This is a genomic window from Lysinibacillus sp. F12 (genome assembly GCF_057773605.1).
Genome location: NZ_JBYMLP010000001.1, coordinates 1,163,506 through 1,187,887 on the forward strand (window position 1 = coordinate 1,163,506; position 24,382 = coordinate 1,187,887).

The 24,382-nt window shown below is 37.0% G+C and carries 23 protein-coding genes; 10 read left to right on the forward strand and 13 right to left on the reverse strand.

Annotation, left to right across the window (positions count from 1 at the left end; genetic code table 11):
• Window positions 1–39 precede the first annotated feature (39 nt).
• Together AC3CH7_RS05905 and AC3CH7_RS05910 are read right to left on the reverse strand one after the other, a co-directional pair.
• Window positions 40–717, reverse strand: a complete 678-nt coding sequence (locus AC3CH7_RS05905; RefSeq protein WP_012293104.1) for an LrgB family protein — start codon at window positions 715–717, stop codon at window positions 40–42.
• Entirely contained in the window at window positions 710–1,156 is a 447-nt protein-coding gene (locus tag AC3CH7_RS05910; RefSeq protein ID WP_031418876.1) for a CidA/LrgA family protein, read from the reverse strand. The genes AC3CH7_RS05905 and AC3CH7_RS05910 overlap by 8 nt, the downstream gene beginning before the upstream one ends.
• Before the next feature lie 325 nt (window positions 1,157–1,481).
• On the opposite strand from AC3CH7_RS05910, the gene AC3CH7_RS05915 reads away from it, so the two are divergent.
• The 5 genes from AC3CH7_RS05915 to AC3CH7_RS05935 all read left to right on the forward strand — a co-directional run bounded on the left by AC3CH7_RS05915 (window position 1,482) and on the right by AC3CH7_RS05935 (window position 7,046).
• Window positions 1,482–3,104: a sensor histidine kinase gene (locus AC3CH7_RS05915; RefSeq protein WP_332873449.1), complete on the forward strand. Its 1,623-nt coding sequence runs from the start codon at window positions 1,482–1,484 to the stop codon at window positions 3,102–3,104.
• Complete coding sequence (locus AC3CH7_RS05920) at window positions 3,097–3,786, forward strand: response regulator (RefSeq protein ID WP_012293101.1); 690 nt, start codon at window positions 3,097–3,099, stop codon at window positions 3,784–3,786. The genes AC3CH7_RS05915 and AC3CH7_RS05920 overlap by 8 nt, the downstream gene beginning before the upstream one ends.
• 125 nt (window positions 3,787–3,911) lie before the next feature.
• Window positions 3,912–4,931, forward strand: a complete 1,020-nt coding sequence (locus tag AC3CH7_RS05925; protein WP_031418871.1) for a tripartite tricarboxylate transporter substrate binding protein — start codon at window positions 3,912–3,914, stop codon at window positions 4,929–4,931.
• A gap of 94 nt (window positions 4,932–5,025) precedes the next feature.
• Window positions 5,026–5,502, forward strand: a complete 477-nt coding sequence (locus tag AC3CH7_RS05930; RefSeq protein WP_012293099.1) for a tripartite tricarboxylate transporter TctB family protein — start codon at window positions 5,026–5,028, stop codon at window positions 5,500–5,502.
• A gap of 17 nt (window positions 5,503–5,519) precedes the next feature.
• Complete coding sequence (locus tag AC3CH7_RS05935; protein WP_012293098.1) at window positions 5,520–7,046, forward strand: tripartite tricarboxylate transporter permease; 1,527 nt, start codon at window positions 5,520–5,522, stop codon at window positions 7,044–7,046.
• Between the two features lie 52 nt (window positions 7,047–7,098).
• Here AC3CH7_RS05935 and AC3CH7_RS05940 read toward each other — a convergent pair whose 3' ends face one another.
• From AC3CH7_RS05940 to pdhA, 5 genes are all read right to left on the reverse strand, one after another.
• Window positions 7,099–7,881, reverse strand: a complete 783-nt coding sequence (locus AC3CH7_RS05940) for an SDR family NAD(P)-dependent oxidoreductase (protein WP_012293097.1) — start codon at window positions 7,879–7,881, stop codon at window positions 7,099–7,101.
• A 121-nt stretch (window positions 7,882–8,002) separates the two neighbouring features.
• Window positions 8,003–9,418 (reverse strand): dihydrolipoyl dehydrogenase, encoded by a 1,416-nt coding sequence (gene lpdA, locus AC3CH7_RS05945; RefSeq protein WP_488381608.1) that lies wholly within the window; start codon window positions 9,416–9,418, stop codon window positions 8,003–8,005.
• Window positions 9,419–9,423: 5 nt separating this feature from the next.
• A complete protein-coding gene (locus tag AC3CH7_RS05950; RefSeq protein ID WP_207889685.1) occupies window positions 9,424–10,758 on the reverse strand; it encodes a dihydrolipoamide acetyltransferase family protein in 1,335 nt (444 codons plus the stop codon).
• Window positions 10,759–10,805: 47 nt separating this feature from the next.
• Entirely contained in the window at window positions 10,806–11,783 is a 978-nt protein-coding gene (locus tag AC3CH7_RS05955; protein WP_012293094.1) for an alpha-ketoacid dehydrogenase subunit beta, read from the reverse strand.
• A gap of 3 nt (window positions 11,784–11,786) precedes the next feature.
• Window positions 11,787–12,902, reverse strand: a complete 1,116-nt coding sequence (pdhA, locus tag AC3CH7_RS05960; protein ID WP_012293093.1) for a pyruvate dehydrogenase (acetyl-transferring) E1 component subunit alpha — start codon at window positions 12,900–12,902, stop codon at window positions 11,787–11,789.
• A gap of 394 nt (window positions 12,903–13,296) precedes the next feature.
• On the opposite strand from pdhA, the gene def reads away from it, so the two are divergent.
• Entirely contained in the window at window positions 13,297–13,854 is a 558-nt protein-coding gene (gene def, locus AC3CH7_RS05965) for a peptide deformylase (protein WP_012293092.1), read from the forward strand.
• 58 nt (window positions 13,855–13,912) lie between these two features.
• Here def and phnX read toward each other — a convergent pair whose 3' ends face one another.
• From phnX to AC3CH7_RS05990, 5 genes are read right to left on the reverse strand one after another with little or no spacing between them, the layout of a single operon-like run.
• Entirely contained in the window at window positions 13,913–14,722 is an 810-nt protein-coding gene (gene phnX, locus AC3CH7_RS05970; protein WP_488381609.1) for a phosphonoacetaldehyde hydrolase, read from the reverse strand.
• Window positions 14,712–15,812, reverse strand: a complete 1,101-nt coding sequence (phnW, locus tag AC3CH7_RS05975) for a 2-aminoethylphosphonate--pyruvate transaminase (protein ID WP_488381610.1) — start codon at window positions 15,810–15,812, stop codon at window positions 14,712–14,714. Before phnW ends, phnX begins: the two co-directional genes overlap by 11 nt.
• Before the next feature lie 13 nt (window positions 15,813–15,825).
• Window positions 15,826–16,812 carry an extracellular solute-binding protein gene (locus tag AC3CH7_RS05980; protein WP_488381611.1) on the reverse strand — a complete coding sequence of 329 codons (987 nt, stop codon included), beginning with the start codon at window positions 16,810–16,812 and terminating at the stop codon, window positions 15,826–15,828.
• Window positions 16,809–18,440: an ABC transporter permease subunit gene (locus AC3CH7_RS05985; protein ID WP_325881150.1), complete on the reverse strand. Its 1,632-nt coding sequence runs from the start codon at window positions 18,438–18,440 to the stop codon at window positions 16,809–16,811. Before AC3CH7_RS05985 ends, AC3CH7_RS05980 begins: the two co-directional genes overlap by 4 nt.
• Entirely contained in the window at window positions 18,433–19,185 is a 753-nt protein-coding gene (locus AC3CH7_RS05990) for an ABC transporter ATP-binding protein (RefSeq protein WP_488381612.1), read from the reverse strand. The genes AC3CH7_RS05985 and AC3CH7_RS05990 overlap by 8 nt, the downstream gene beginning before the upstream one ends.
• 151 nt (window positions 19,186–19,336) lie before the next feature.
• Between AC3CH7_RS05990 and AC3CH7_RS05995 the strand changes: the two genes are divergently transcribed.
• A complete protein-coding gene (locus tag AC3CH7_RS05995) occupies window positions 19,337–20,104 on the forward strand; it encodes a DeoR/GlpR family DNA-binding transcription regulator (protein ID WP_488381613.1) in 768 nt (255 codons plus the stop codon).
• A 52-nt stretch (window positions 20,105–20,156) separates the two neighbouring features.
• On the opposite strand, the gene AC3CH7_RS06000 is transcribed toward AC3CH7_RS05995, so the two are convergent.
• On the reverse strand, window positions 20,157–20,927 hold the full coding sequence (locus AC3CH7_RS06000; protein ID WP_012293085.1) for a Cof-type HAD-IIB family hydrolase: 771 nt from the start codon (window positions 20,925–20,927) through the stop codon (window positions 20,157–20,159).
• Window positions 20,928–21,360: 433 nt separating this feature from the next.
• On the opposite strand from AC3CH7_RS06000, the gene AC3CH7_RS06005 reads away from it, so the two are divergent.
• The 3 genes from AC3CH7_RS06005 to AC3CH7_RS06015 all read left to right on the forward strand — a co-directional run bounded on the left by AC3CH7_RS06005 (window position 21,361) and on the right by AC3CH7_RS06015 (window position 24,371).
• A complete protein-coding gene (locus tag AC3CH7_RS06005; protein WP_012293082.1) occupies window positions 21,361–21,570 on the forward strand; it encodes a DNA-dependent RNA polymerase subunit epsilon in 210 nt (69 codons plus the stop codon).
• Window positions 21,571–21,575: 5 nt separating this feature from the next.
• Complete coding sequence (gene rnjA, locus AC3CH7_RS06010; RefSeq protein ID WP_012293081.1) at window positions 21,576–23,246, forward strand: ribonuclease J1; 1,671 nt, start codon at window positions 21,576–21,578, stop codon at window positions 23,244–23,246.
• A 321-nt stretch (window positions 23,247–23,567) separates the two neighbouring features.
• A complete protein-coding gene (locus tag AC3CH7_RS06015; protein WP_488381614.1) occupies window positions 23,568–24,371 on the forward strand; it encodes a serine/threonine protein kinase in 804 nt (267 codons plus the stop codon).
• Window positions 24,372–24,382 lie beyond the last annotated feature (11 nt).

Here is a 24,382-nt window from a genome sequence, read left to right on the forward strand (position 1 = left end):
TCTCAAACCATTTGAGACAACTCCTAAAATGAGAATTCTTTATAAAAATAAATACACAAATAATGGACAGAAAAAAGCCCCAATAATAGCCGTTAGGCCCATCGATAATGAACCAACTGATAATTCCTGTTCTCCATATTCCCTTAATTTCACAAGTCCTACACCATGAGAGGCACTCCCCACTGCGACCCCTCTACTAACCGCCGAGTCGATTTTGCCATATTTAATAACTAATGGGCCTATAATAGCCCCTACAAACCCTGCTATCATCACAAAAACAGCTGTTAATGGCGGGATACCACCGATTGTTTCGCTGACCTGCATCCCAACAGGCGTTGTTAGAGATTTAGGCAAGGCTGTCAGCATCCAGCTAGATTTTACACCAATCGATCTTAACAATAAAAAAATAGTTATTAATCCTGTCACCATGCCGATGATGAGTCCTGATAAAATAGAATATTTATATTTGATAATAATTGCCCGCTGATTATAAAGAGGATAGGCAAGTGCAACTACAGCTGGCCCAAGCATTTTCTGAAGCCATTCTCCACCTACCATATATGTAGCATAGGGGATTTTAAAAACTAGTAAAATCACTGCACTAACGACGGTAGTCGTAACTAAAGGAATCATAATAGGATGTGGATATCGCTGATAAAGCTTCGTAAATAATATGAACATAATAATAGTGCTCAGGACAACAATTGCTTCAATCAACCGTTAACTCACCCTTCCCTTCTTCAACAATAGATTCTGTTCCTTCTTTTTTCTTTAATTCTTTCTTCTCAATTATTTGCGTCAGTAAACCTGTGACATAAATAGAGATTAATGTACTAGCAATAACGGCTAGAATTATAAGCAAGCCAGTAATTGACATGAGTTCTGGGTAATCAATAACACCCACTGTTGCCGGTATGAAAAACAACGTTAAAACGCCAATTAAAAAACTTGCGCCATCTTGAATATATTCAACCTTAATGATTTTAAAAATGAGTGAAAGTACCAATAACAGTAATCCAATGACACTCCCTGGAAGCGGTATGTGTAAATAAGTAACAATCCCTACCCCCATATAATAAAAAATGGTCAGTATGCCAATTTGAAAAATGATTCGAGCAACTCGCAACAAAATTGTAGCAAAATTTTCGTTCAACATTTCGCCACTTTTCACCCCCTATATCGTTCATTCTACATCTGTAGGAATTTTCTGTCTATTGTAATTTTAGAAAAATAATAATCAGTTACAAAAAGACTAAAAATGATTCTAAGTTTTTACATATACAATTTTTAATCGATATTTAGGGTGAATTGTCACTAAGGACTATTCAAATAGCTTTTTTTACCAATGAAAAATATCCTCTATTCATCCCCTTTTCTTTATTCACTAGCTAGCAAATTCCAGAATTTTTATATATAATCTGAAATTACAAAAGATACTCATTTTTCAAACAATAATATAAGTCTCCAGAATACACAATAAGGTGGGATCTTCTATTATCTTTAAAACATTAAAACTTCAAACTCGCATTTCTTATTACAGCAGCTTTTTAATATTTCTTATTGTCACTTTAGCTGGTCTACTCTTCTACATAACAATTTCTGATGCACTGCAAACACAAATTGGTAATCGAGCGCTTTATTTGGCGGAAACAACTGCTAGTAGGGGCGACGTAATAGAAGCCTTTCACACCGACAACCCATCAGAAAGTCTGCAAAAAATTAGCAATGATATTATGGTTGCTGCAAAAGCTACTTATGTTGTAATCGGTGATAAAAATGGCATTCGCTACACCCACCCTCTCGCCGACCGTATTGGCAAATCCATGGTAGGTGATGATAATGACAGAGCATTGATCAACGGTGAATCTTATATTTCAATCGCCGATGGTTCAATGGGACAATCTATACGTGGGAAAGCGCCTATCTTTGATACGAATGGAGCGATTTTAGGCGTTGTGTCAATTGGCTATTTAACAAGTGAATTGGATAACTTATATTTTTTATACTTGGATAACATTTTTTATACAATCATTATTGCACTCACCATCGGTATTATTGGCTCTATTATTTTATCCCGTAATATTAAAAAGCAAATTTTTAATCTGGAGCCAAATGAAATTGCCAATCTATTAACAGAAAAAAATACTTTAATAGAATCAGTACGAGAAGCTATTATTACGATCAACGATAAAGGCAAAATTACAACATTAAACAATGCCGCCGCCAATATCTTAAATTTACCCGATTCTGCTTCGATTATTGGACATAATATTAAGCAACATATCCCAAATACACACCTACTAAATGTATTAATGAATGGTGAGAAACAGCTTGATAAATTAATGATTATCAACGGTGATGAAATTATCGTTAACCGTGTTCCTATGAGAGTGAATGGTAAAATTGTCGGTGCTGTAGCAAGTTTCCGGCTACAATCAGAAATTGAGCAAATGGCGATTGAATTATCACAAGTAAAACAATATACAGAAGCTTTACGTGCACAAACACATGAGTTTAATAATATCCTTTATACCATTTCTGGTCTTATTCAATTAAATGCATCCGAGGAAGCTTTAACAATTATTCATAATGAGGTACAAGGACATTCGTCGTTAACACAATTTATTACAAATCGTGTAAAAGACCCATTCTTAAATGGTTTAATTATCGGATTTTTTAATCGTGCTCGTGAATTAAAGATTCAACTAATATTTGATGAAGATAGTTATTTAGAAACCTTCCCTGAAAATATCGAAAAAGGCCTTATTATTTCGATTATGGGCAATTTACTAACCAATGCTTTTGAGGAGGTCGAAAGAAATAAGGAGCAACAGCCAATTGTAAGGCTTTTTATCTTTGATAATGGAGAGGAAATCATCTTTGAGGTCGAGGATTCTGGCAATGGCATAGCACAAGAAAAACTAGATGTATTATTTTCAGAAAATATCTCAACTAAAGATAGGAAGCATCGAGGCTATGGGTTAAAGAAAGTAATTTCTAGCATCCATGATTTAAACGGCACACTCGCTCTTGGGGAAGGCGATTTAGGAGGTGCCCTATTTATCATTTCTATTAGTAAAAGGGGGACTATTAACAATGACTGATATTGAAGTGCTAGTAATTGAAGACGATGTACGTGTAGCAGACGTACATCGTCGTTTTTTAGAGAAAATTGAAGGATTTACAGTAATTGCGTGTGCAAATACTGGAGAAGAAGCTTTAGACTGGCTTCAATCATTTGCACCACAGCTAATATTACTCGATGTATTTTTACCAGATATACTTGGCGTGGATCTAATTGATAAAATCAAAAAAATGAGCCCAACCAGTAGCATTATTTTGATTACCGCAGCCACGGAGGCTCATATTGTACAAAAAGCGTATCGTAAAAATGTTACTGACTATATTTTAAAGCCATTTACATTCGATCAACTAAAAGAAAGTATAGAAAAATTCCGTTTCAAGCATCTACTCCTGCAAAATAATGAGAAATTTACACAAGAAAAAATTCAATGCCTTTGGCCCAAAACTGCTTCATCCATCCCAGAGGATACACAGCTACTATTACCAAAGGGCATTGATCTAACAACGATGAATCATGTCATCAACTATTTAAGCACAAGGAAAGATGGTAGTACAGCTGAACTGTTAGGAAAAAATATTGGTGTTAGTCGTTCCACTGCTCGCCGCTATTTAGAATTTTTAGTCACACAAAAGCAGGCCTATATCGAACTAACTTATGGCACAGTTGGTCGTCCTGAACGGCGATACTTTATTTTCTCATAAACTTTATGAACAAAATGACGTTAATCCACAATATCACCACAATATTTTCACAATTCTGATATAAGTTATAGTTATGATAGCGCTCGAATGATAGCGCTATCATTTTATTTTTAAGGGGGATTTTTATGTGGAGGAAGATTTCAAAAGTTATGATAGCTGGCTTACTATTTACTAGTTTAGTTGGCTGTTCATCATCAAATGGAGAAACAGCAGAAGGAAAAAAAGCAAATAATTATCCGAAAAGTAATATTACCATTGTTGCTCCATCAGGGGCGGGGGGTGGTTGGGATTTAACAGCTCGTGCAGTAGCAAAAACGATGAATGATACAGGTTTAATTAATAAATCAATTCAAGTTGAAAACAAGCCAGGCGGCGGTGGTGCTGCCTTTATGGCAACATTTGCTACAAAGGAAGCAAGCAATGATTATATGTTAATGGTTAAATCACCGCCAATTCTTATTAATCATGAAAAAGCTGAAGGAAATAGTAAATTTGGCTACAAGGACACTACACCCTTAGCACAATTAACGCGTGACTATGGTGCAATTGTTGTTAAGAAGGATTCTCCATTCCAAACGCTTGAAGATGTATTAAATGCTATAAAAGATTCGCCAAAAGATGTTACTTTAGCAGGTGGCTCTGCACCGGGCTCTATGGATCATCTAGTAGGAATTATTCCTGCCTATAAAGCTGGCTTAGACTTAAAAACAATTAAATACGTTTCTTACGATGGTGGTGGTGAAGCTGTAACCGCGTTACTAGGCGGCAACGCTGATGTCATTGCAACAGATGCTTCGACAATTGCTACTTATGTTAAATCAGGAGATGTGCGTGTATTAGCCGTAAGTTCCTCTGAACGTTTAGAAGGTGAGCTAGCAGAAGTTCCTACATTTAAAGAGGCTGGTATTGATGAAGAATTTACTATTTGGCGTGGTATTTTTGGTCCGAAAAATATGAGTGAAGATGCGGTTACCTACTGGTCTGAAAAATTACAAGCAATGGCTGAATCAGAAGAATGGCAAGCTGAGGTGTCACGTAATGGCTGGCAAGCTGAATACCGCAATGCTGAGGATTTTACAACTTACCTAGACAATCAGAATAAAATCATCGTAGAACTATTGACAGCTCTTGGTATGCAAAAGTAAAGAATAGCCTGTGTCGAAAAAGAGCACAAGTATTTCCATACAATAAGATTTACTTGTGCAACCTTAAATTATTATCAACGGAGGTGTATAACGATTGAATTACACATTTGATAAAACATTTAGCATTATCCTCTTAGCTGTTAGCATTTTATTTATCTTTCAAGCAACGCAAATTTCTGATAGTGCTTATGGATCTACAGTCGGTCCTAAAATATTTCCACTAGGTTTAGGTATTATTTTAGGTTTATTAAGTCTTCAACTATTTTATGAATCATGGAAAAATGCTGTAAGGGAGAGAATTACAGGAGGACCCACTGCACCTTCTAAAACCTCATCTACTGAGCTCAAGAAATTTTTAATCATTTTTGTTAGTGCGATCGCCTATGTATTCTTCCTAGAAAAAATAGGCTATGTGATCACAACGTTTTTATTTTTATGTATTAGCTTCCAAACGATGGAACGAGCTAAGCTTATTTATTCCATTATTATTGCCGCTGGATTTTCATTGGGTGTCTATTATTTATTTACAAGTTTACTAGGAGGTTCATTGCCTAGTTTCCCAACTTTTTAATGTAAAGGAGTGAACATATGTCTACATTGCAATTTTTAGCTGATGGATTTGCTATTGCCCTTCAATGGCAAAATCTTTTATTCGCTCTTGTTGGTGTCATAATTGGAACAGCAGTTGGTGTCCTTCCTGGCATAGGTCCAATGAGCGGCGTTGCTTTATTAATCCCAGTAACCGCAACCATTACAGCGGGATTACCTACGGAGGCCGCCGCTACAAGCTCAATTATTTTACTTGCAGGGGTTTATTATGGAGCCATGTATGGTGGTTCTACCACTTCGATTTTATTAAATACACCTGGTGAATCCTCATCAGTTGTTACTACATTGGATGGCTACCAAATGGCTAAGCAAGGACGTGCTGGAAGTGCTCTTTCTATTGCAGCAATTGGTTCCTTTTGTGCTGGGGTTATAGCATTACTTGGTCTAATACTATTAGCGAATCCATTATCAAAATTAGCCCTTAAATTTGGACCAGCAGAATACTTTTCATTAATGTTACTAGGGCTTGCTGCAGTAAGTGGACTTGCAGGCCGCTCTATTACAAAAGCTTTAATTATGACTGCCTTAGGACTTATGCTCGGTACAGTTGGCATTGATGCTGTATCCGGAATCGAACGCTTTACATTTGGTCAACCTATGCTGTTCTCAGGTATTGAATTTTTAACAATTGCCGTTGGTTTATTTGCATTAGGAGAAGTATTTAAAACGATACTTGAAAGAGATGAGGAAGATGGTCAATTAGCAAAAATTAATCGTGTATTACCAACAAAGCAGGATTTAAAAGAAAGCGCTATCCCTATCGCTCGCGGTTCACTACTAGGATTTTTCATTGGCGTTTTACCTGGCGCAGGCGCAACACTTGCCTCATTCTTTTCTTATATTACCGAAAAGAAATTCAGTAAAACACCTGAGAAGTTTGGAAAAGGCCATATTGCCGGTGTTGCTGGACCTGAATCAGCGAACAATGCTGCATCAGGAGGCGCAATGATTCCATTGCTAACATTAGGTATTCCTGGTTCAGGTACAACTGCTATTTTAATGGGTGCACTTATTATGTATAATATTCAGCCAGGTCCATTATTATTTGATGAGCATCCTCAAGTTGCTTGGGGATTAATTGCCAGTATGTTTATAGGAAACTTTATGTTATTAGCCTTAAACATGCCTCTCGTTCGTATTTTTGCAAAAATCATAGAAACTCCGAAAAAATATTTATTGCCCATTATTGTTGCGATTTCAATTTTTGGTGTGTATGCAGTACAATTCGCCACTTTTGATTTATTTTTATTATTAGCTTGTGGTGTGCTCGGTTATCTATTTGCTAAAAATGACTATCCAGTAGCACCTTTAGTACTAGCACTTGTCCTAGGACCGATGATTGAAAATAATATGCGCCGTGCATTAACTATTTCTAATGGTGATTTTTCTATTTTTATAGTAAAGCCTTTATCATTACTATTTTTAATAGCTGCTATTGCTTGGTTACTTATACCACTATTCATGAAAATGCGTGGTAAAAATGTTCTGATTAACGAAGAAGGATAATCCATAAAATCCACTACACATTCTATTAATGAAAGTATAGTGGATTTTTTCACTATAATGCGTGACCAGAACCACCATCAATATTCAATGAGGTCCCGGTAACATAGCTAGCTGCATCAGATACTAAAAACGTAATGACGTTAGCAGCTTCTTGTGTATCACCTACACGACCAAGTGGAATAGATTGTCCTACTTTACGAGAATAGTCTTCCCACGATAAACTAGGATCTTCCTTCTTCCATTTTTTTTCGATTTGATCACTGCGAATAAGCCCAATACATACAGAATTTACACGGATATTATCCTTACCTAAATCCTTACTCATCGCTTTTGTCAAGGCAAGTCCCGCAGCACGGCTAACAGTTGTAGGAAGCGAGCTTGCAGGGGGAGTCTTAGCCATCACCGCAGTCACATTAACGATTGCACCGCCACCAGCCTTACGCATATATGGCGCAGCATATTTTGAGCAATGAATAGCCCCAAATACCTTTAAATCTAAATCTGCTTGCCACAGCTCACTACTCACAGATTCAAAAGGATTTGCTGAAGCTGTCCCAGCATTATTAATGAGAATATCAACATGTCCAAAATGTTCAACTGTACGCTCAATTAGATTCTTACAATCTTTTTCTTTAGTAATATCCGTTGGAACAATTAAAACATCGATACCCGTTTCATTTTTAATACACCCAGCTGCCACCTGTAGCTGTTTTTCTCCACGTGCACAAAGGACAACCTGTGCACCCTCTTTTACAAGTTGCATGGCCGTATAATAGCCAATACCTTTACTCGATCCTGTTATAATTGCTACTTTCCCCTTTAAGCCTAGTTCCATTATATTCACCCCAAATATTTTCGAATATTCTTAACAATATATTTACTTTAACAAAATTATAGATAATATACAAAAAACGGCTACAAAGCATTTGCTTTATAGCCGTTTAAACGGTTTTACATTATTTTTTTGCTACAATGTGAATTGGGTTGCCAAGTAATACTTCAGCAGTTTCCATTGTAATTTCACCTAATGTTGGGTGAGCATGAATTGTTAATGCGATATCTTCAGCAGTCATTCCGCCTTCAATGGCTAAGCCCATTTCAGCGATCATATCAGATGCACCAGCACCTACGATTTGAGCACCGATTAATAAACCATCTTCTTTACGAGCAACAAGCTTCACGAAGCCTTCAGATTGGTTTAATGCAAGAGCACGACCATTTGCTGCGAATGGGAATTTCGCGGCAGTGTATTCGATACCTTCTGCTTTTGCCTGTTCTTCGTTGTAACCAACTGTCGCCATTTCTGGATCTGTGAAACATACAGCAGGTACAGCAAGATAGTCAACAACTGATTTTTCACCAGCAATTGCTTCAGCAGCAACTTTGCCTTCATAAGAAGCTTTATGTGCAAGCTGAGGTCCAGCAACGATATCACCGATTGCATAGATATTTGAAATATTTGTACGACATTGTTTATCTACATTGATTAGACCGCGTTCACCGAATTCAACGCCGATTTCAGCAAGGCCCATTTCATCAGTATTTGGACGACGACCTACAGTCACTAATACGTAATCAGCTTCAACTTTTTTCTCTTCTCCGCCAACTTCATAAGTTACTACTACGCCTTTTTCTGTTTCTTCAACGCCTTTTGCAGATGCGTTTACTTCGATTTCAACGCCTTTCTTTTTAAGGCCTTTTTTCACGATTTGAGTCATTTGTTTTTCGAAGCCAGCTAAAATATCTTTTCCGCCTTCAATAATTGTTACTTGTGAGCCAAGGTTTGCATATGCTGATCCTAACTCTGTACCAATGTAACCTCCACCGATTACCACTAATTTACCAGGAACTTCTTGTAAAGAAAGTGCACCAGTAGAATTTAGTACGCGCTTAGAGAATTTGAATGTAGGAATTTCAACTGGACGAGAACCTGTTGCAATAATGACATTGTTAAATGTGTAAGTTTGAGCAGATTCACCATTGATGATACGCACTGAATGAGCGTCAACGAAATAAGCTTCACCTTGTACAATTTCAACTTTGTTCCCTTTAAGTAAGCCTTCAACACCGCCAGTTAATTTTTTAACAACGCTGTCTTTAAATGCTTGTGCTTTTGAGAAGTCTAATTTCACATCAGAAGCGATGATTCCCATGTCATCTGAATGCTTAGCTTGCTCAAAACGGTGACCTACTGAAATTAATGCTTTTGATGGAATACAACCTACGTTTAAGCACACACCACCAAGTACATTTTTTTCAACGATTGTTACTTTTTGGCCAGTTTGAGCTGCACGAATTGCTGCTACATATCCTCCAGGACCTGAACCAATGACAAGAGTATCTGTTTCGATTGGGAAATCTCCTACTACCATTTTTGTTACGCCTCCATTAATAATAATTCTGGCTCACTTAACAAACGCTTCAAGTGATTTAAAGCATTTTGCGCAGTGGCTCCATCGATCATACGATGATCAAAGCTCAATGATAATGCTAACACAGGTGCGGCTACAATTTCACCATTTTTTATTACAGGTTTTTCTGAAATTCGACCAATACCTAGAATTGCTACTTCAGGATGATTAATTACTGGTGTAAACCATTGACCTCCCGCAGAGCCAATATTCGTAATAGACATAGATGCACCTTTCATTTCATGTGGTGCAAGTTTACCTTCACGGGCTTTAGTCGCTAACTCATTAATTTCATTTGACACTGCAAATACAGACTTGCGATCTGCATGCTTGATTACTGGGACAAGTAAACCTTTTTCAGTATCCGCTGCAATACCAATATTGTAGTAATGCTTTTGGATAATTTCTTGTGTTGCATCATCTAATGAGCGATTAAATTCTGGGAATTCGCGTAATGTTGAGATTAGTGCTTTCACTACATAAGGTAAGTATGTTAATTTAACACCTTTTTCAGCTGCGATATCTTTGAATTTTTTACGATGCGCTACAAGAGCTGTTACATCGACTTCATCCATTAGTGTAACATGTGGAGCTGTTTGTTTCGAGTGTACCATTGCTTTTGCAATCGCTTTTCGAATACCAGACATTTTCTCACGAGTTTCTGGGAATTCCCCTTCAAGAACAACTGGTGCTGTTGGAGTAGTTTCTTGTTGAACAGCTTCTTCAACTGTCACATCAGTTGCTGATTCTGTCTCAACAGTACCTCCACCATTTAAGAAGTTTGTAATATCCTCTTTCAAAATACGACCATTTTTGCCTGAACCTTTTACCTCACGGATGTTTACGTCGTTATCACGTGCAAATTTGCGAACAGAAGGCATCGCAATAACACGTTTTGTTTCATCAACAACTGTCTCGGCTTTTTCAGGAGCTTTCTCTGGTGCTTTCTCCTCTTTAGCAGGAGCTTTCTCTACGTTCTGACCAGATTCAGCAGTTGCTTGAACTTGTGCTTCTGTTTTCTCTTCAGCATGACTATCACCTTTTAGCTTTAAATCTTCATAGCCAGGTGCATCCAAACGGATTAAAACATCGCCTACAACGGCAACTGTTCCTTCTCCTACTAAAACTTCCTCTACTGTTCCTTCAACTGGTGAAGGAATTTCTACTACTGCTTTATCATTTTGTACTTCACAAAGAATATCGTCTTCTTTTACTGTATCTCCAGCCTTGACGAACCATTTCACGATTTCGCCTTCGTGAATTCCCTCGCCAATATCCGGTAATCTGAATTCAAATGCCATGTGTACCCATCCTTTCTATTTACTGATGTTCAAGTTTAGAAGCTTCATTAGAATGTTAAAACTTTTTTCGCTGTTTCCATTACATCTTTGTAGTTTGGTAACCAAACACCTTCAGCTTGTGGGAATGGGTACACAGTATCTGGTGCAGCCACACGAAGAACAGGCGCTTCTAAGCTTAGAATTGCGCGCTCAGTAATTTCTGCTACTACATTTGCCGCGATACCTGCTTGTTTTTGTGCTTCTTGTACAACGATTGCACGACCTGTTTTTTCTACAGACGCAATAATTGTTTCGATATCAATTGGTTGAATTGTACGTAAATCAATTACTTCAACAGAGTGGCCTTCTTTTTCAAGTTCTTCTGCAGCCTTTAAGCTTTCATGAACCATTAAACCGTAAGCAACAATTGTTAAATCTTTACCTTCACGTTTTACATCCGCTTTTCCTAGTGGAATTTCGTAAGCTTCTTCTGGTACTTCTTCACGGAATGAACGGTAAAGTTTTAAATGTTCTAAGAAAATAACTGGGTTGTCATTACGAATAGATGAAATAAGTAAACCTTTTGCATCGTAAGGTGTTGATGGTACAACTACCGTTAAACCTGGTTGTGCAGTCATTAAGCTTTCTAAGCTATCTGAGTGCATCTCAGGAGTATGCACTCCACCACCAAATGGTGAACGAATTGTTACTGGTGCGTTATATACGCCGCCACTACGGTAGCTCATACGTGCTAACTGACCACTAATTGAATCCATTACTTCATAAACGAAGCCGAAGAACTGAATTTCAGGAACTGGACGGAATCCTTGTAGAGAAAGACCGACTGCTAAGCCACCAATACCTGATTCTGCTAACGGCGTATCAAAAACGCGGTCAACTCCGAATTCTTTTTGTAGGCCTTCTGTCGCGCGGAATACCCCACCGTTGACACCTACATCTTCCCCGAATACAAGAACGTTTTCATCATTCTTTAATTCTGTGCGAAGTGCATCTGTAATTGCTTGAATCATCGTCATTTGTGCCATAGGTTATTTCGACTCCTTCTCTTTATAGATTTCATACTGTTCTTTTAAATTAGATGGCATTTCGCCTTTATACATGTTTTCCATTAACTCTGTTACTTTTTGTTTTGGAGCAGCATCAGCTTTTTTAATGGCTTCTTTAATCTCTTCTTTTGCGCGCTCAATAACTGCTTCTTCTTTCTTCTCATCCCATAGACCTTTAGCTTCTAAGTATTTACGGAAGCGTACAAGTGGGTCTTTTTGAGCCCATTCATTATCTGTATCAGAAGTACGGTAACGCGTTGGGTCATCCCCAGCCATTGTATGTGGGCCATAACGATAACACATTGTTTCAATTAACGTTGGACCCTCACCATTAATAGCACGCTCACGTGCATCACGAGTTGCAACGTAAACTGCAAGCGCATCCATTCCATCTACTAAAATACTTGGTAAACCTGCAGCCACACCTTTTTGAGCAATTGTTTTTGCAGCAGTTTGGAGTTCACGTGGTGTTGAAATTGCATATTGGTTATTTTGGACAATGAAGATTGCTGGAGATTTAAATGCACCTGCAAAGTTAATACCTTCATAGAAATCCCCTTGTGATGAACCACCATCACCTGTATATGTTACGGCAACAGCCTTTTTCCCACGCTTTTGAATACCTAGTGCAACACCAGCTGCTTGAATATATTGAGCACCGATAATAATTTGAGGTGCTAAAACATTTACACCCTCAGGAACCTGGTTCCCCATGAAATGACCACGAGAGAATAAAAACGCTTTATCTAAAGGTAAGCCATGCCACACGATTTGTGGAACATCACGATATCCTGGTAAAATCCAATCCTCTTGTTCTAATGCAAAGTGTGAAGCAAGCTGAGAAGCTTCCTGACCTGCCGTTGGTGCATAGAAACCTAAACGGCCTTGACGGTTCAGTGAGATTGAACGTTGGTCTAAAATACGTGTGTAAACCATACGTGTCATTAGTTCAACTAATTCTTCATCCGATAATTTAGGATCTGCCTCATTATTTATAATTTCGCCTTCTTCATTCAAAATTTGAAACATTTCAAACTTATCTTCGATTTCAGTTAGCGTTTGTTTAGCATCAAAAATATTATTGTTTTTCTTGCTCATTTGTCACATCTCCCTTTCAGCTGTATTAAAATAAATCACCTTTTTGACTAGTACAACTTATTCTTGACACTCAGTATACTGAATAAAATACTGTCGGTCAATCATATATTACGGCTATAAACAAAGATTTTTTCTAGAATAACATTTAATTATCTCTGTCCTATACTGTATTACTAATAACGAAATTCTGTATTAGAACACCATATTTACACCTTGTAATTCTTAAGTTTTTCAACAGGTTTTCCAATAGTAGAATACCCCATTCTAGAAAATCTAATAGCATTCGAAAAATTTTTTGAGTATATTCAAATAAGGTCTTTTTTCATGTGATTGTTTTTAGACGTGATGTATACTAATTAATAGAGCACTACAAAGATGAAAGGAAGATTACTATATGATTTTAATGGATGATATTATCCGCGAAGGTCATCCGACTTTACGCACGAAAGCTGAGGAAGTTAAATTCCCTTTATCTGATGAAACAAGGCAGCTCGCCGAGGATATGCTGCAGTACTTAATCAATAGCCAAGACCCAGAAATGGCAGAAAAATATAATTTACGCAGCGGCATAGGCTTAGCTGCCAATCAAGTAAATAGTCTACAGCGTATGTTTGCACTTCATTTGCAAGATGATGCTGGTGAACAATTAAGCTTCGTAGCCATAAACCCCAAAATAGTCAGCCATTCAGTTGAAAATACATACCTTTCTGCTGGAGAAGGTTGTCTTTCAGTTGATCGTAATGTTCCTGGATACGTCCCACGCCATGCACGCATTACAGTAAAATTTAAAACTATAGATGGGGAAGAGAAGAAAATGCGCCTTAAAGGATTGCCTGCCATCGCCTTTCAGCATGAATTAGATCATTTGAACGGTGTCATGTTTTATGACCGTATTAATGAGAAAAATCCATTTGCCGAAATTCCAGATTCAATTCCTTATGAGCGTGATTAAAAGCAAATCAACAAAACAAACCTCAGCAATTGTGCTGAGGTTTGTTTTTTCTTTGTTCTCAATTTCTATCGTTCGTTTCATTTGCTAGCTCTTCATTTATCGTATTAATTAATATAGGTAGGTCTTTCATCGTTTCAATGGTATAGTGTGCACCAGTCATCTCAAAAATACGTTTTGTTTTTTCAATGGCTTGTTGTTGTTCTTCAGCAGTTAAAGCTAGGAACTCTTCTTCAGACAGTCCCATTTCCGAACTTCCAATAATAACACCAACAGCCCAAACACCTGCATTCAGCGCCTCTTTTATATCTGATGTTGTATCGCCGACCTTTACTACTTGCTTGGTTGATTTCGCTCCTAATGCCTCCATATTTCTGAAAATCATATACGGATAGGGTCGCCCTTTATCACTAACCTGTGTCGGAGTTACTAAAAAATCTGGTTGATAGCCCTTCGTAGCAGCCTGTTTTGTTACGACTTCCATCATGAAATCTGTGTAGCCTGTAGTAGAACCAAATCGAATACCCGCTTCTCTTAATTGCTGTACAGTCGCGGTTACATGCTGAATAGGATTTGTGTAGGTCGCCAAAGATTCCATTAGCTTTGACTCAAATTGATTGTATAGAAGATGTACATCTTCCTCCGTAAAATGCTGGCGATGAACTCGTTTCCATTCCTCATTAATCCTTGGCATTTCAAGCATCGTACGAATATGATCAATTTTCAGCATGCCCATAGGTTTACGAGCTTCCTCAAGGGTTACTGTTACACCAGCATCTTCAAAAATCGTTAAAAAGACATTTACAGGGGCAAAGCAACCAAAATCAACTGCTGTACCTGCCCAATCCAAAATAACTGTTTCAATTTTCATTATTTTTCACCACCATATAGTTTTCAATGACTTCACATAAGGCCTGCATATCTTCCTCATATATATCCCCAATATTTCCAATACGGAATGTATCTACATCTGTCAGCTTACCAGGATAGATGACAAAGCCTGCCTTTTTCATTTCCTGATAAAAATGTTCAAAAGAAAATTCTTTATGTGGGAACAAATACGTTGTAATAATCGGTGATTGTAGCTCTTCAGAAATATATGCCTCGAACCCTAGTACCGATAAACGAGAACGCAGTAATAGATTATTATCAGCATAACGTTGGTAACGTGCGTTAACTCCTCCTTCTTCCACTAACTCTTCTAACGCCTTAGCAAATGCCGCTACTACATGTGTTGGGGAAGTAAAACGCCACTTCCCATCCTTTTTCATTACTTCCCATTGACTATATAAATCTAAGGCTACACTGCGCGCTTGTCCTTTGCATTTTTCCAATATATTTGTTTTAGCAATGACGAACCCAAAACCAGGAACACCTTGAATACATTTATTGGCACTACTAATACAAAAATCAATATCCAAGTCGGATAAATCCATTGGCACACCACCAAAGCTACTCATAGCATCTACGATAAATGTTTTGTTGAAAGAATGAACAACTTCTCCTATTTCTTTAATTGGATTTAAAATACCAGTAGTTGTTTCACAGTGTACAACCGCCACATGTGTAATACTTGCATCTTTTTCTAGTAACGCTTGAACTTCTAACGATGATGGCTGTTTATCATAAGGGACACTATAAACAACTAGTGCCAATCTTAACACTTTAGCCATTTCTACAATTCTTTCACCATAAGCGCCATTCGTTATAATTAGCAATTTATCATCTTCACCCACAGCAGTTGTTAGCACCGACTCTACAACAAAACTGCCACTACCTTGCATTAGTACTGCTGTATAATGTGGCTCATCGACTTGCGCTAAATTTAAGAGTTGCTTCCGTATCACTTGTGTCACATTTTTATAGTCGTCATCCCACGTACAGCGATCCTTTAACATTTCCTGTTTGACTGTCTTAGTAGTTGTTAATGGTCCTGGTGTTAATAATTTATAGTTGCTCATCTTCTACAACCCCTTATTTTTGCGCTTCTTTAAAGAAAGCTTGGTGTTTTTCTAGTAAATCTACTGTTAAGGTAGTATCCCACTTTTTAAGGTGTGCCGGCACATGCTCTGCCTTTACCTGCTCTCCTTCATAAAGCGTTACAGGGTATTGCTCTAATAAACCATTTCGAGCCTCTGTTGCAATTACCTTTGCCATTTCTTTAGCTAAAGTTTCATCTCCTTCTTTATCTACCACAGCCACTGATTCTGTTAGCGTAAAGTTCCCTTCCACTGGGTCTATATATTCTATTGGTAGTCCTTCTTTTTTGGCATCAATAGCTTGAATACGTAAACCAAATCCAGCTGCTACTTCTCCTGTCTTCACTTTTTTTATTGGTCCTGATCCAGAGCTTTCAATATGAGGTCCAGCATTTTTAATTAAATCCGCCAAAATCCTTTGTCCCTCTTGCTCACCATATTCTTTAATAATGGCTTGTACTAATAGCCAACCGGTTGAAGAGTCCATAATATTAGGGAATGAGAGTAAATCCTTAAAGGCAGGGTCCGTCAAATCTTTTATCGTTGTTGGAACCGGCAAGTCCTTTTGCTGCAAAACACCTGTATTAATAAAAATAGATCCAACATTTCCCAAAATAGGCAATGCATATGTAACACCGCCATCAAGAGGTTTTAAATCCGAAGAAATATCTGTAAACATGGATTTCGAGGTTTGGGCGCTTTCTATAAAATAAGAAGCCATCGTTACGATATCCGCTTCAATATCTGTTCCTTCAGCCATCATTTTTCCACCCAACTCTGAAGTACCGAATGATTGAATTACATATTTTCCTTTATAGCCTTTTTCGTCTAATGTAGATTCCATTACTTCAATTGCCTCATCATCTGCATTTGAATAAATAATTATTTCATCTTTCGAACCTGCTTCTCCCCCTCCACATGCAGTTAATATTATTGCTGCCGCACTAACTGTCCCTAACATCATGATTGTTGATTTTTTCATTTTGAGATCTCCTCCACTTTTTCTTGATGTGCTGTTATATAATCACAACCTAATTTCACAATGAGGTTTGTACATAAAATGAATATCGATAGTACGAAAATATCTGTATATTTTGCAAAATGCTGAAGCTCTTTTATTCTTGTCGAAACAAGCATAGTCTTTGTGCTGACAAGGAAAATAACGCCACTGACCGTGACCATTGCATTTAAAAAATAGTAGCTAAACATTTGATAAATGGTCGGTTTAATATTTGGCAAGATAATGCGTATGACTGTTTTTAACCAAGAATCCTTTAATAGCTCCGCTGTCACTTCCCAGGTTGGGTCCATCTTTTGCAATGAATTTTTAGCCATTAAATAAGGTGTTGTAAAAAAATGCACAATATTACATGCGATAATGATAAGAAATGTACCCTTTAATGAACTTCCATTAAAGAAAAACAAATACGATAGACCAAGCACCATTCCAGGAACTGTGTTAGTAATCATTGAGGCAATATCTAAGCTTTTCCTTCCTTTCAATGGCGTCCTTGCATTAAGAAGAGCCGACATAAATGTAATCATTACACCTAAAACAGCTGTTAAAGCCGCCACGATAAGTGAATTAACATACACCTTTATTAAATCTTTCTCCGCTAACACATTTTGCACATGTTCAAATGTAAAGCTGAAATCATAGGGATAACCCTTCGTAAATGGAACGATAAACATGGTTGAAAAAATGATAAATACGACTGCAACAGAGGCAATTGAATAGGCAGTAAACAATGTGTCACGAAGACGATGTTTAACAAGTTCACTTCTCCCCGCCTGTTTATAATGAAAATTAAAACGTTCTAAAATGGTTAACATGAGGACACCCAATATAGCTGGGGCAAGCATTAACACTGAAATAACTGCCCCACGCTCAAAATGCACAATCGAACCTAGCATAGCTTGATAAAGTTCAGTGGCAATTACCCTGTAATTACCACCTACTGATGCAGGGATTCCGAAATCTGTAAAGCTTAAAATAAATGTTAAAATAAACGCACCACCAATCGTCCCAAGCATCGGACGTAATACCGTATGATAAAAACGACGGAGCGGACGATCATGCATTAACATAGACACTAGCAAAAATCGTTTATCGATATATTGCATAGAGTTTTGCATTAGAATAAAAGCGACTGGCAATGTGTATAAGATGTAACCTATCACCAAACCGTTATATCCATAAATCGTGAAAAGTGGTTGTCCAGCTAATCTTGTTAGAATTCCTTGATTACCAAATGTATAAATCAACACGAAGCCATAGGTGATAGTCGGCAATAGCATAGGCAACGTAATTCCTATTTGTACTAGCTTTTTTGTATGGCGATGCATCGTTGTAAAATGAACAGCATATGCCAATAAAAAAGCTAAAATGGTTGTAATGACAGATGCCACAAAAGAAACTTTAAAGCTATTGAAGAAAGCATCACGGATTTCTACATTTTTTAAAGCATCTATATAATGTTGAACGGAAATATCATTTCCTACTTTTAAAGAGTGCCAAAACATATAAATCAATGGCACTATTAAAAAAAATAGGAGGAATAATAGAATCGGCAGAAAGATTAATTTCATCATTTTATTCGTTTTAAGCATATGTTTCTCCAAACAATTGATAGATATTATTTCGCTTAATATGAAGCTGCTTTAAAATAAAATCCTCAATAAATGAATTTTTCGGTGCTGCTACGATTTCATGTGGTGTACCGAATTGAGCGACTGTTCCTTCATTAATGATCAAAACTTTATCCGATAAAGTTAGCGCTTCTTCTGGATCATGGGTCACAATAATTGTCGTCAAATTAAATTCACGAGCAATTGATTTAATACGCTCCTTGATAGATTCCTTAATGACCCCATCAAGTGCGCTTAACGGCTCATCTAACAAAAGTATGTTGGGTTGCATAACAAGCGTTCTAGCAATAGATACACGTTGCTTTTGACCACCTGATAATTCATGAATCTTTTTTTGCAAATGCGGAGTCAGTTCTAAAAAATCAATATATTCCTGTACATCTTCTTTGGACATTTGCTTATTTATATTTTTCAATCCATATACAATATTGTCGTAGGCATTTAAATGAGGGAATAACGCAAAATCCTGAAAAACAATATTGAATCCTCTTTCTTGCATGGATTTCTTCGATATATCTTGCCCATTGTAGAGCAGCTGACCACCCGTTTGCTCTGCAAGCCCTAAGATAATATTAAGCAAAGTAGTTTTACCGCAGCCACTCGGCCCTAATAAAGATATGATTTCACCTGATTCGATGGTTACATTGATATCTACTAAGACTTGCTTATTTTTATAGCTTTTTGAGATATTTTTCAGTTCTAACAAATTGGTCACCTCTCTCAGTTCTTAGCTTTAGTATAGGGGCCATTTGTAAAGGAAAATGCGCCTTTGTGTAAATGTTGAGTAAATTCTGACCAACTGTTGACAAAGTTATGTATACTTTGAGTAAATATCTATTAGAGGTGATGAAATGTATATGATTGAAAGACAACAACAAATATTACAATTTGCAAGACAGCATAAGGTTGTGAAATTGGTAACACTCACGAAAGAATTTAATGTCTCAATGGAAACAATTCGTCGCGATATTCAACAGCTAGTGCAAGACAAGAAAATTGAGAAGTTTTATGGAGGTATTAAATATATTGAACCTGTAGAGGGACTAATTGATCAACGACTACATGAACAGTTAACAGAAAAAATTGCCATCGCCAAAGCAAGTGCTTCTCTTGTTCAAGATGGAGAATGTATTTTTATCGATAGTGGAACAACTACATATCAAATGACACCATTTTTATTGGACAAGGAAAAATTAACAGTCGTGACAAACTCATTACCTGTAGCTTTCGATCTAATCGGCTCTAATATTGAAGTTATACTGCTCGGTGGAAAAGTGCGTCACTCTGAAAAATCGGTTACATCGAATGAATTTCTCTTCCACTTCGAACATCTAAATATTAATAGGGCTTTTATTTGCGCTAGTGGGGTATCTCTTGAAAAGGGGATTTCCGACTTTAATCTAGAAGAAGCTATTACGAGAAAAAAAATTATTTCGATTTCTCAAACCGTCTATGTCGCTACTGATTCTTCAAAATTTAACAAGGATGTAGCTATTCAAGTATGTCCTCTTGAAGAAGTAGATGTCATTATTACAGACGACACACTGTCTAAAAAAACGATTCAACATTTTTCCGATAAAGGGGTTGAAATAAAACTAGTGAACATTTCTGAAGAACACCAGTAATTTAACCAAAAAAACAACTAGTTGCTACGATTGTCAACTAGTTGTTTCTTTATTATATGATAGCAAGCTTGCGCATTATTTTAGCGAGACCATCTGCATCTACATGATCGGCAATATGATGTGCAATAGCCTTCACTCGTTCATGACCATTTCCCATTGCAACACCGGTCCCAACCGCTTGTAGCATTTCTATATCATTAATACCATCTCCAAAAGCAATGGCATCCTTTAATGTGATGCCCATTTTATCCAATACTTTTTCAATCCCTACCGCCTTCGAACCACCCTTTGGCAAAATATCACAAGAATACGGATGCCAACGGACAAATTGGACATTCGGAAACATTTCACAATATAAAGGTTCATCTTTTTCTTCCATAAATATAAGTGTTTGATATACATCATTCTGCATATAATAGGATGAATCTAATTCTGGATACGGATATTTAAGTGTATCCAAGCTTTCTGCTACCATCATATGGTCACTGACAGACGCAATCATACGTTTGTCATCTAAAAACACTACCGGTTCATTGCGCGCTTCACCAAAAGCAATAATTTTAGCTAATTCATCTTTTTCAATTCCGTTCGTATAGACAACCTCACCCTTATAAACAACATACTGTCCATTGAAAGTAACATACGTATTAATATCAAGTTCTTCTAGTAATGATTCAATCATAAAAGGTGCACGACCTGTAGCAATCGCCAATTCATAGCCATTGCAGCGTGCTTCCAAAAGAGCATTTTTTGCAGATTCAGGTAATTTTTTTTCGCTGTTATAGAGAGTGCCATCAACATCAAAAAACAAAATTTTATTCATTTTATAATCCCTTTCTATAAATAGTACCCATCAAGGTGAATGACTTTACACAGACAATAATTTTGATTATAATGATCCTAAGGAGTGATGTGCCATGCTGAAGAAACTAAAACGGAAATTGTTGAAGCAACTTCGCGGCGTACTCGGAAAAAAATCAATTGCCTAACATTTGCCCTTCATTATTTGAAGGGCTTTTCTTTATTTTAGAGGAACTGCGTGATAATATAAAGGAAATGCATTTATTTGGCTATACGCAACCACTGTCTCACTACTTCCTATTCATTTTATAACATAGTGCACAACCGAAGTATTGAGATACAAGGACTACAAACGTACATTTCTTCTTATAAGAAATTCGTTGTTTTCTTGTAGCACGTGTGTGGTAGTAGTCAAAGGTGCAATAAAATTGTACGCAATTAAAGGAGAGCAAACTATGATTTACAAAGTTTATTATCAAGAAAATGCAAATGAGATTCCAGTTCGCGAAAATACTAAAAGTCTATATCTTGAAGCTGCTTCAGAACGAGAAGTACGTCAAAAGTTAAAAGACCGTAACTACAATATCGAGTTCGTCCAGCTGCTTGAAGGTAACTATTTGGAGTACGAACAAGCAAGCCCGAACTTCGTCTTGGAGGAAATTTAACAAACATGAAGTTTGTTAAAAATGACCAAGCAGCTGTTTTCGCGCTCGGCGGACTGGGCGAAATCGGCAAAAATACTTATGGCGTTCAATTTCAAGATGAAATTATTTTAATTGACGCTGGCATTAAATTTCCAGAAGATGACTTACTCGGCATTGACTATGTTATTCCAGACTATACGTATTTAGTACGTAACGTCGATAAAATCAAAGGACTATTTATTACACATGGACATGAGGATCATATTGGCGGTATTCCTTATCTTTTACGTCAAGTGAATGTTCCAGTCTATGGTGGTAAGCTCGCACTTGGCTTATTACGTAATAAATTAGAAGAACATGGCTTGCTACGTACAACTAAACTCATCGAAATTAAAGAAGAAGATGTTATTAAATTTAGAAAAACATCTGTTAGCTTCTTTAGAACAACTCATAGTATCCCTGATGCTTATGGAATTGTTGTTAAAACACCACCTGGTAATATCGTTCATACAGGTGACTTTAAATTCGACTTTACACCTGTTGGCGAACCAGCCAACCTAACAAAGATGGCCGAAATAGGACGAGATGGCGTACTTTGCTTACTATCAGATAGTACAAACGCTGAAAAGCCTAATTTTACAATGTCAGAGCGTACAGTTGGCAAAAGTATCGATGAAATTTTCCGTAAAGTGGATAGCCGAATTATTTTTGCTACATTTGCGTCAAATATTCACCGTTTACAACAAGCAACAGACGCTGCTATCAAATATGGAAGAAAAATTGCTGTCTTTGGTCGCTCTATGGATAATGCGATTACAATTGGGCGCGAGCTTGGTTATATCAACGCTCCAAAAGATACATTTATTGATGCTCAAAGCATTAATCGACTTCCAGCAAATGAAGTAATGATTTTATGTACAGGCTCACAGGGTGAACCAATGGCTGCATTATCACGTATTGCCAATGGTACTCATCGTCAAATCCAAATACAACCTGGTGATACAGTTATTTTCTCTTCTTCACCGGTTCCTGGTAATACTGTGAGTGTTAATAAAATCATCAATTTATTGTTCCGTGCGGGTGCAGAAGTTATTCATGGTGCATTAAACAATATCCATACTTCTGGTCACGGCTCACAAGAAGAACAAAAATTGATGCTACGTTTAATGAAACCTAAGTTTTTTATGCCTATCCATGGCGAATACCGTATGTTAAAAATGCATACACACTTAGCAGAAGATTGCGATGTACCACTTGAAAATACATTTGTTATGGAAAATGGCGATGTGTTAGCACTAAGTGCCAATGAGGCACATGTGGCTGGTCGTATCCCTTCTGGTGATGTTTATATCGATGGTAATGGTATTGGAGATATCGGTAATATTGTGTTGCGCGATCGTCGCATTCTTTCTGAAGAAGGCCTAGTTATCGTAGTCGTAAGCGTAGATATGGAAAATCAAAAAATTGTTTCAGGTCCTGATATCATTTCCCGTGGCTTTGTCTACATGCGCGAGTCAGGTACGATGATCAATGAAGCTCAAAAAATGCTTAATCGTCATCTGAATGAAACCATTCAAAGCAAAACCCCTCCTCAATGGACAGAGCTTAAAAACGAAATTACAGACGTTTTAGGTCCTTACCTATTTGAAAAAACAAAACGTCGTCCAATGATTCTACCGATTATTATGGAGGTTTAGCCTCATGGAAAGAAGCTATGTAATATGTACATAGCTTCTTTCTTTTTGCTAATTGTAAATTTACTTAATTTTTTTCTTTTTTTGAAACCTCCCTTTTTATTTTTGCGTATATAGTAATAACAACATCCAAAAGGAGCGTTTTATGCTAAATAAACTTCTTCAATCCCTACTCAATGGTAAATCCAAACGTCATTATTCTTCATCAAGCAGTCGTCGCAGATATTCCAAACGCCATAATTATTATGGCCATAAGCATTATAAACGTAGTTCTCGTAAAAGCTCACGTAGTTTTTTCAGCTCTTTGAGTTTTTTCAGTAGCTAATGTGGTGGAAACGACTTTCAGAAAAAAACTTTGATTATGCTGTAGAGCTTTTCATAGCTGAGCATCCAGATTTCACGTTTAAAAAATTTCTTGGCTTTGGCTCATATGGTCGTGCGTACTTAATTGAAAATTGCTCATCAACAGGTCTGTTCGTCTTAAAATGCCTGCGTCCCAAGCATCGTCATCACCAAAAGACCATACATAAATTCAGGCAGGAAATTCAAATTCTACAGCAATTATCATTGCCGAATATACCTAAAATCCATTCGACTGGAACTATCCAAGATATGCCTTATTTTATGATGGACTATATAAACGGCCAAACCTTTGAACAGCTTATTTTTCAAGAAGGTGTTAAATTTACTGTCGCTCAGTCACTTGAAATAACCAAACAGCTTTTAGAACAAATTATCCTGCTACACAATCACGGAATTGTCCATCGAGATTTACGTATACCTAATATCTTATTGGTTGATCAACAATTACACATTATAGATTTTGGTCTCGCAACGACATTACAAAAGGCAGTGGAACTTTCTTCTATACAAAACCCGAAGCGAGCTGAAAATCATATTAGCGATCTATATTTCGTGGGCCATTTTCTATTGTTCTTACTTTATTCAGACTTTAAGCCACGTAAAAAGAAAGAGGACACGTGGCAACAAGAATTGAATTTACCGATAGAAGTGAAGGATTTTCTCGAACGATTATTATGGATTCAAGACCCTTTTAGTAGTGCATTAGAGGCTTACCGAGCTCTGCCACATTTAATAAATATTTCCATACATTTGAAAGAAAAATAAAAAAATAGAAT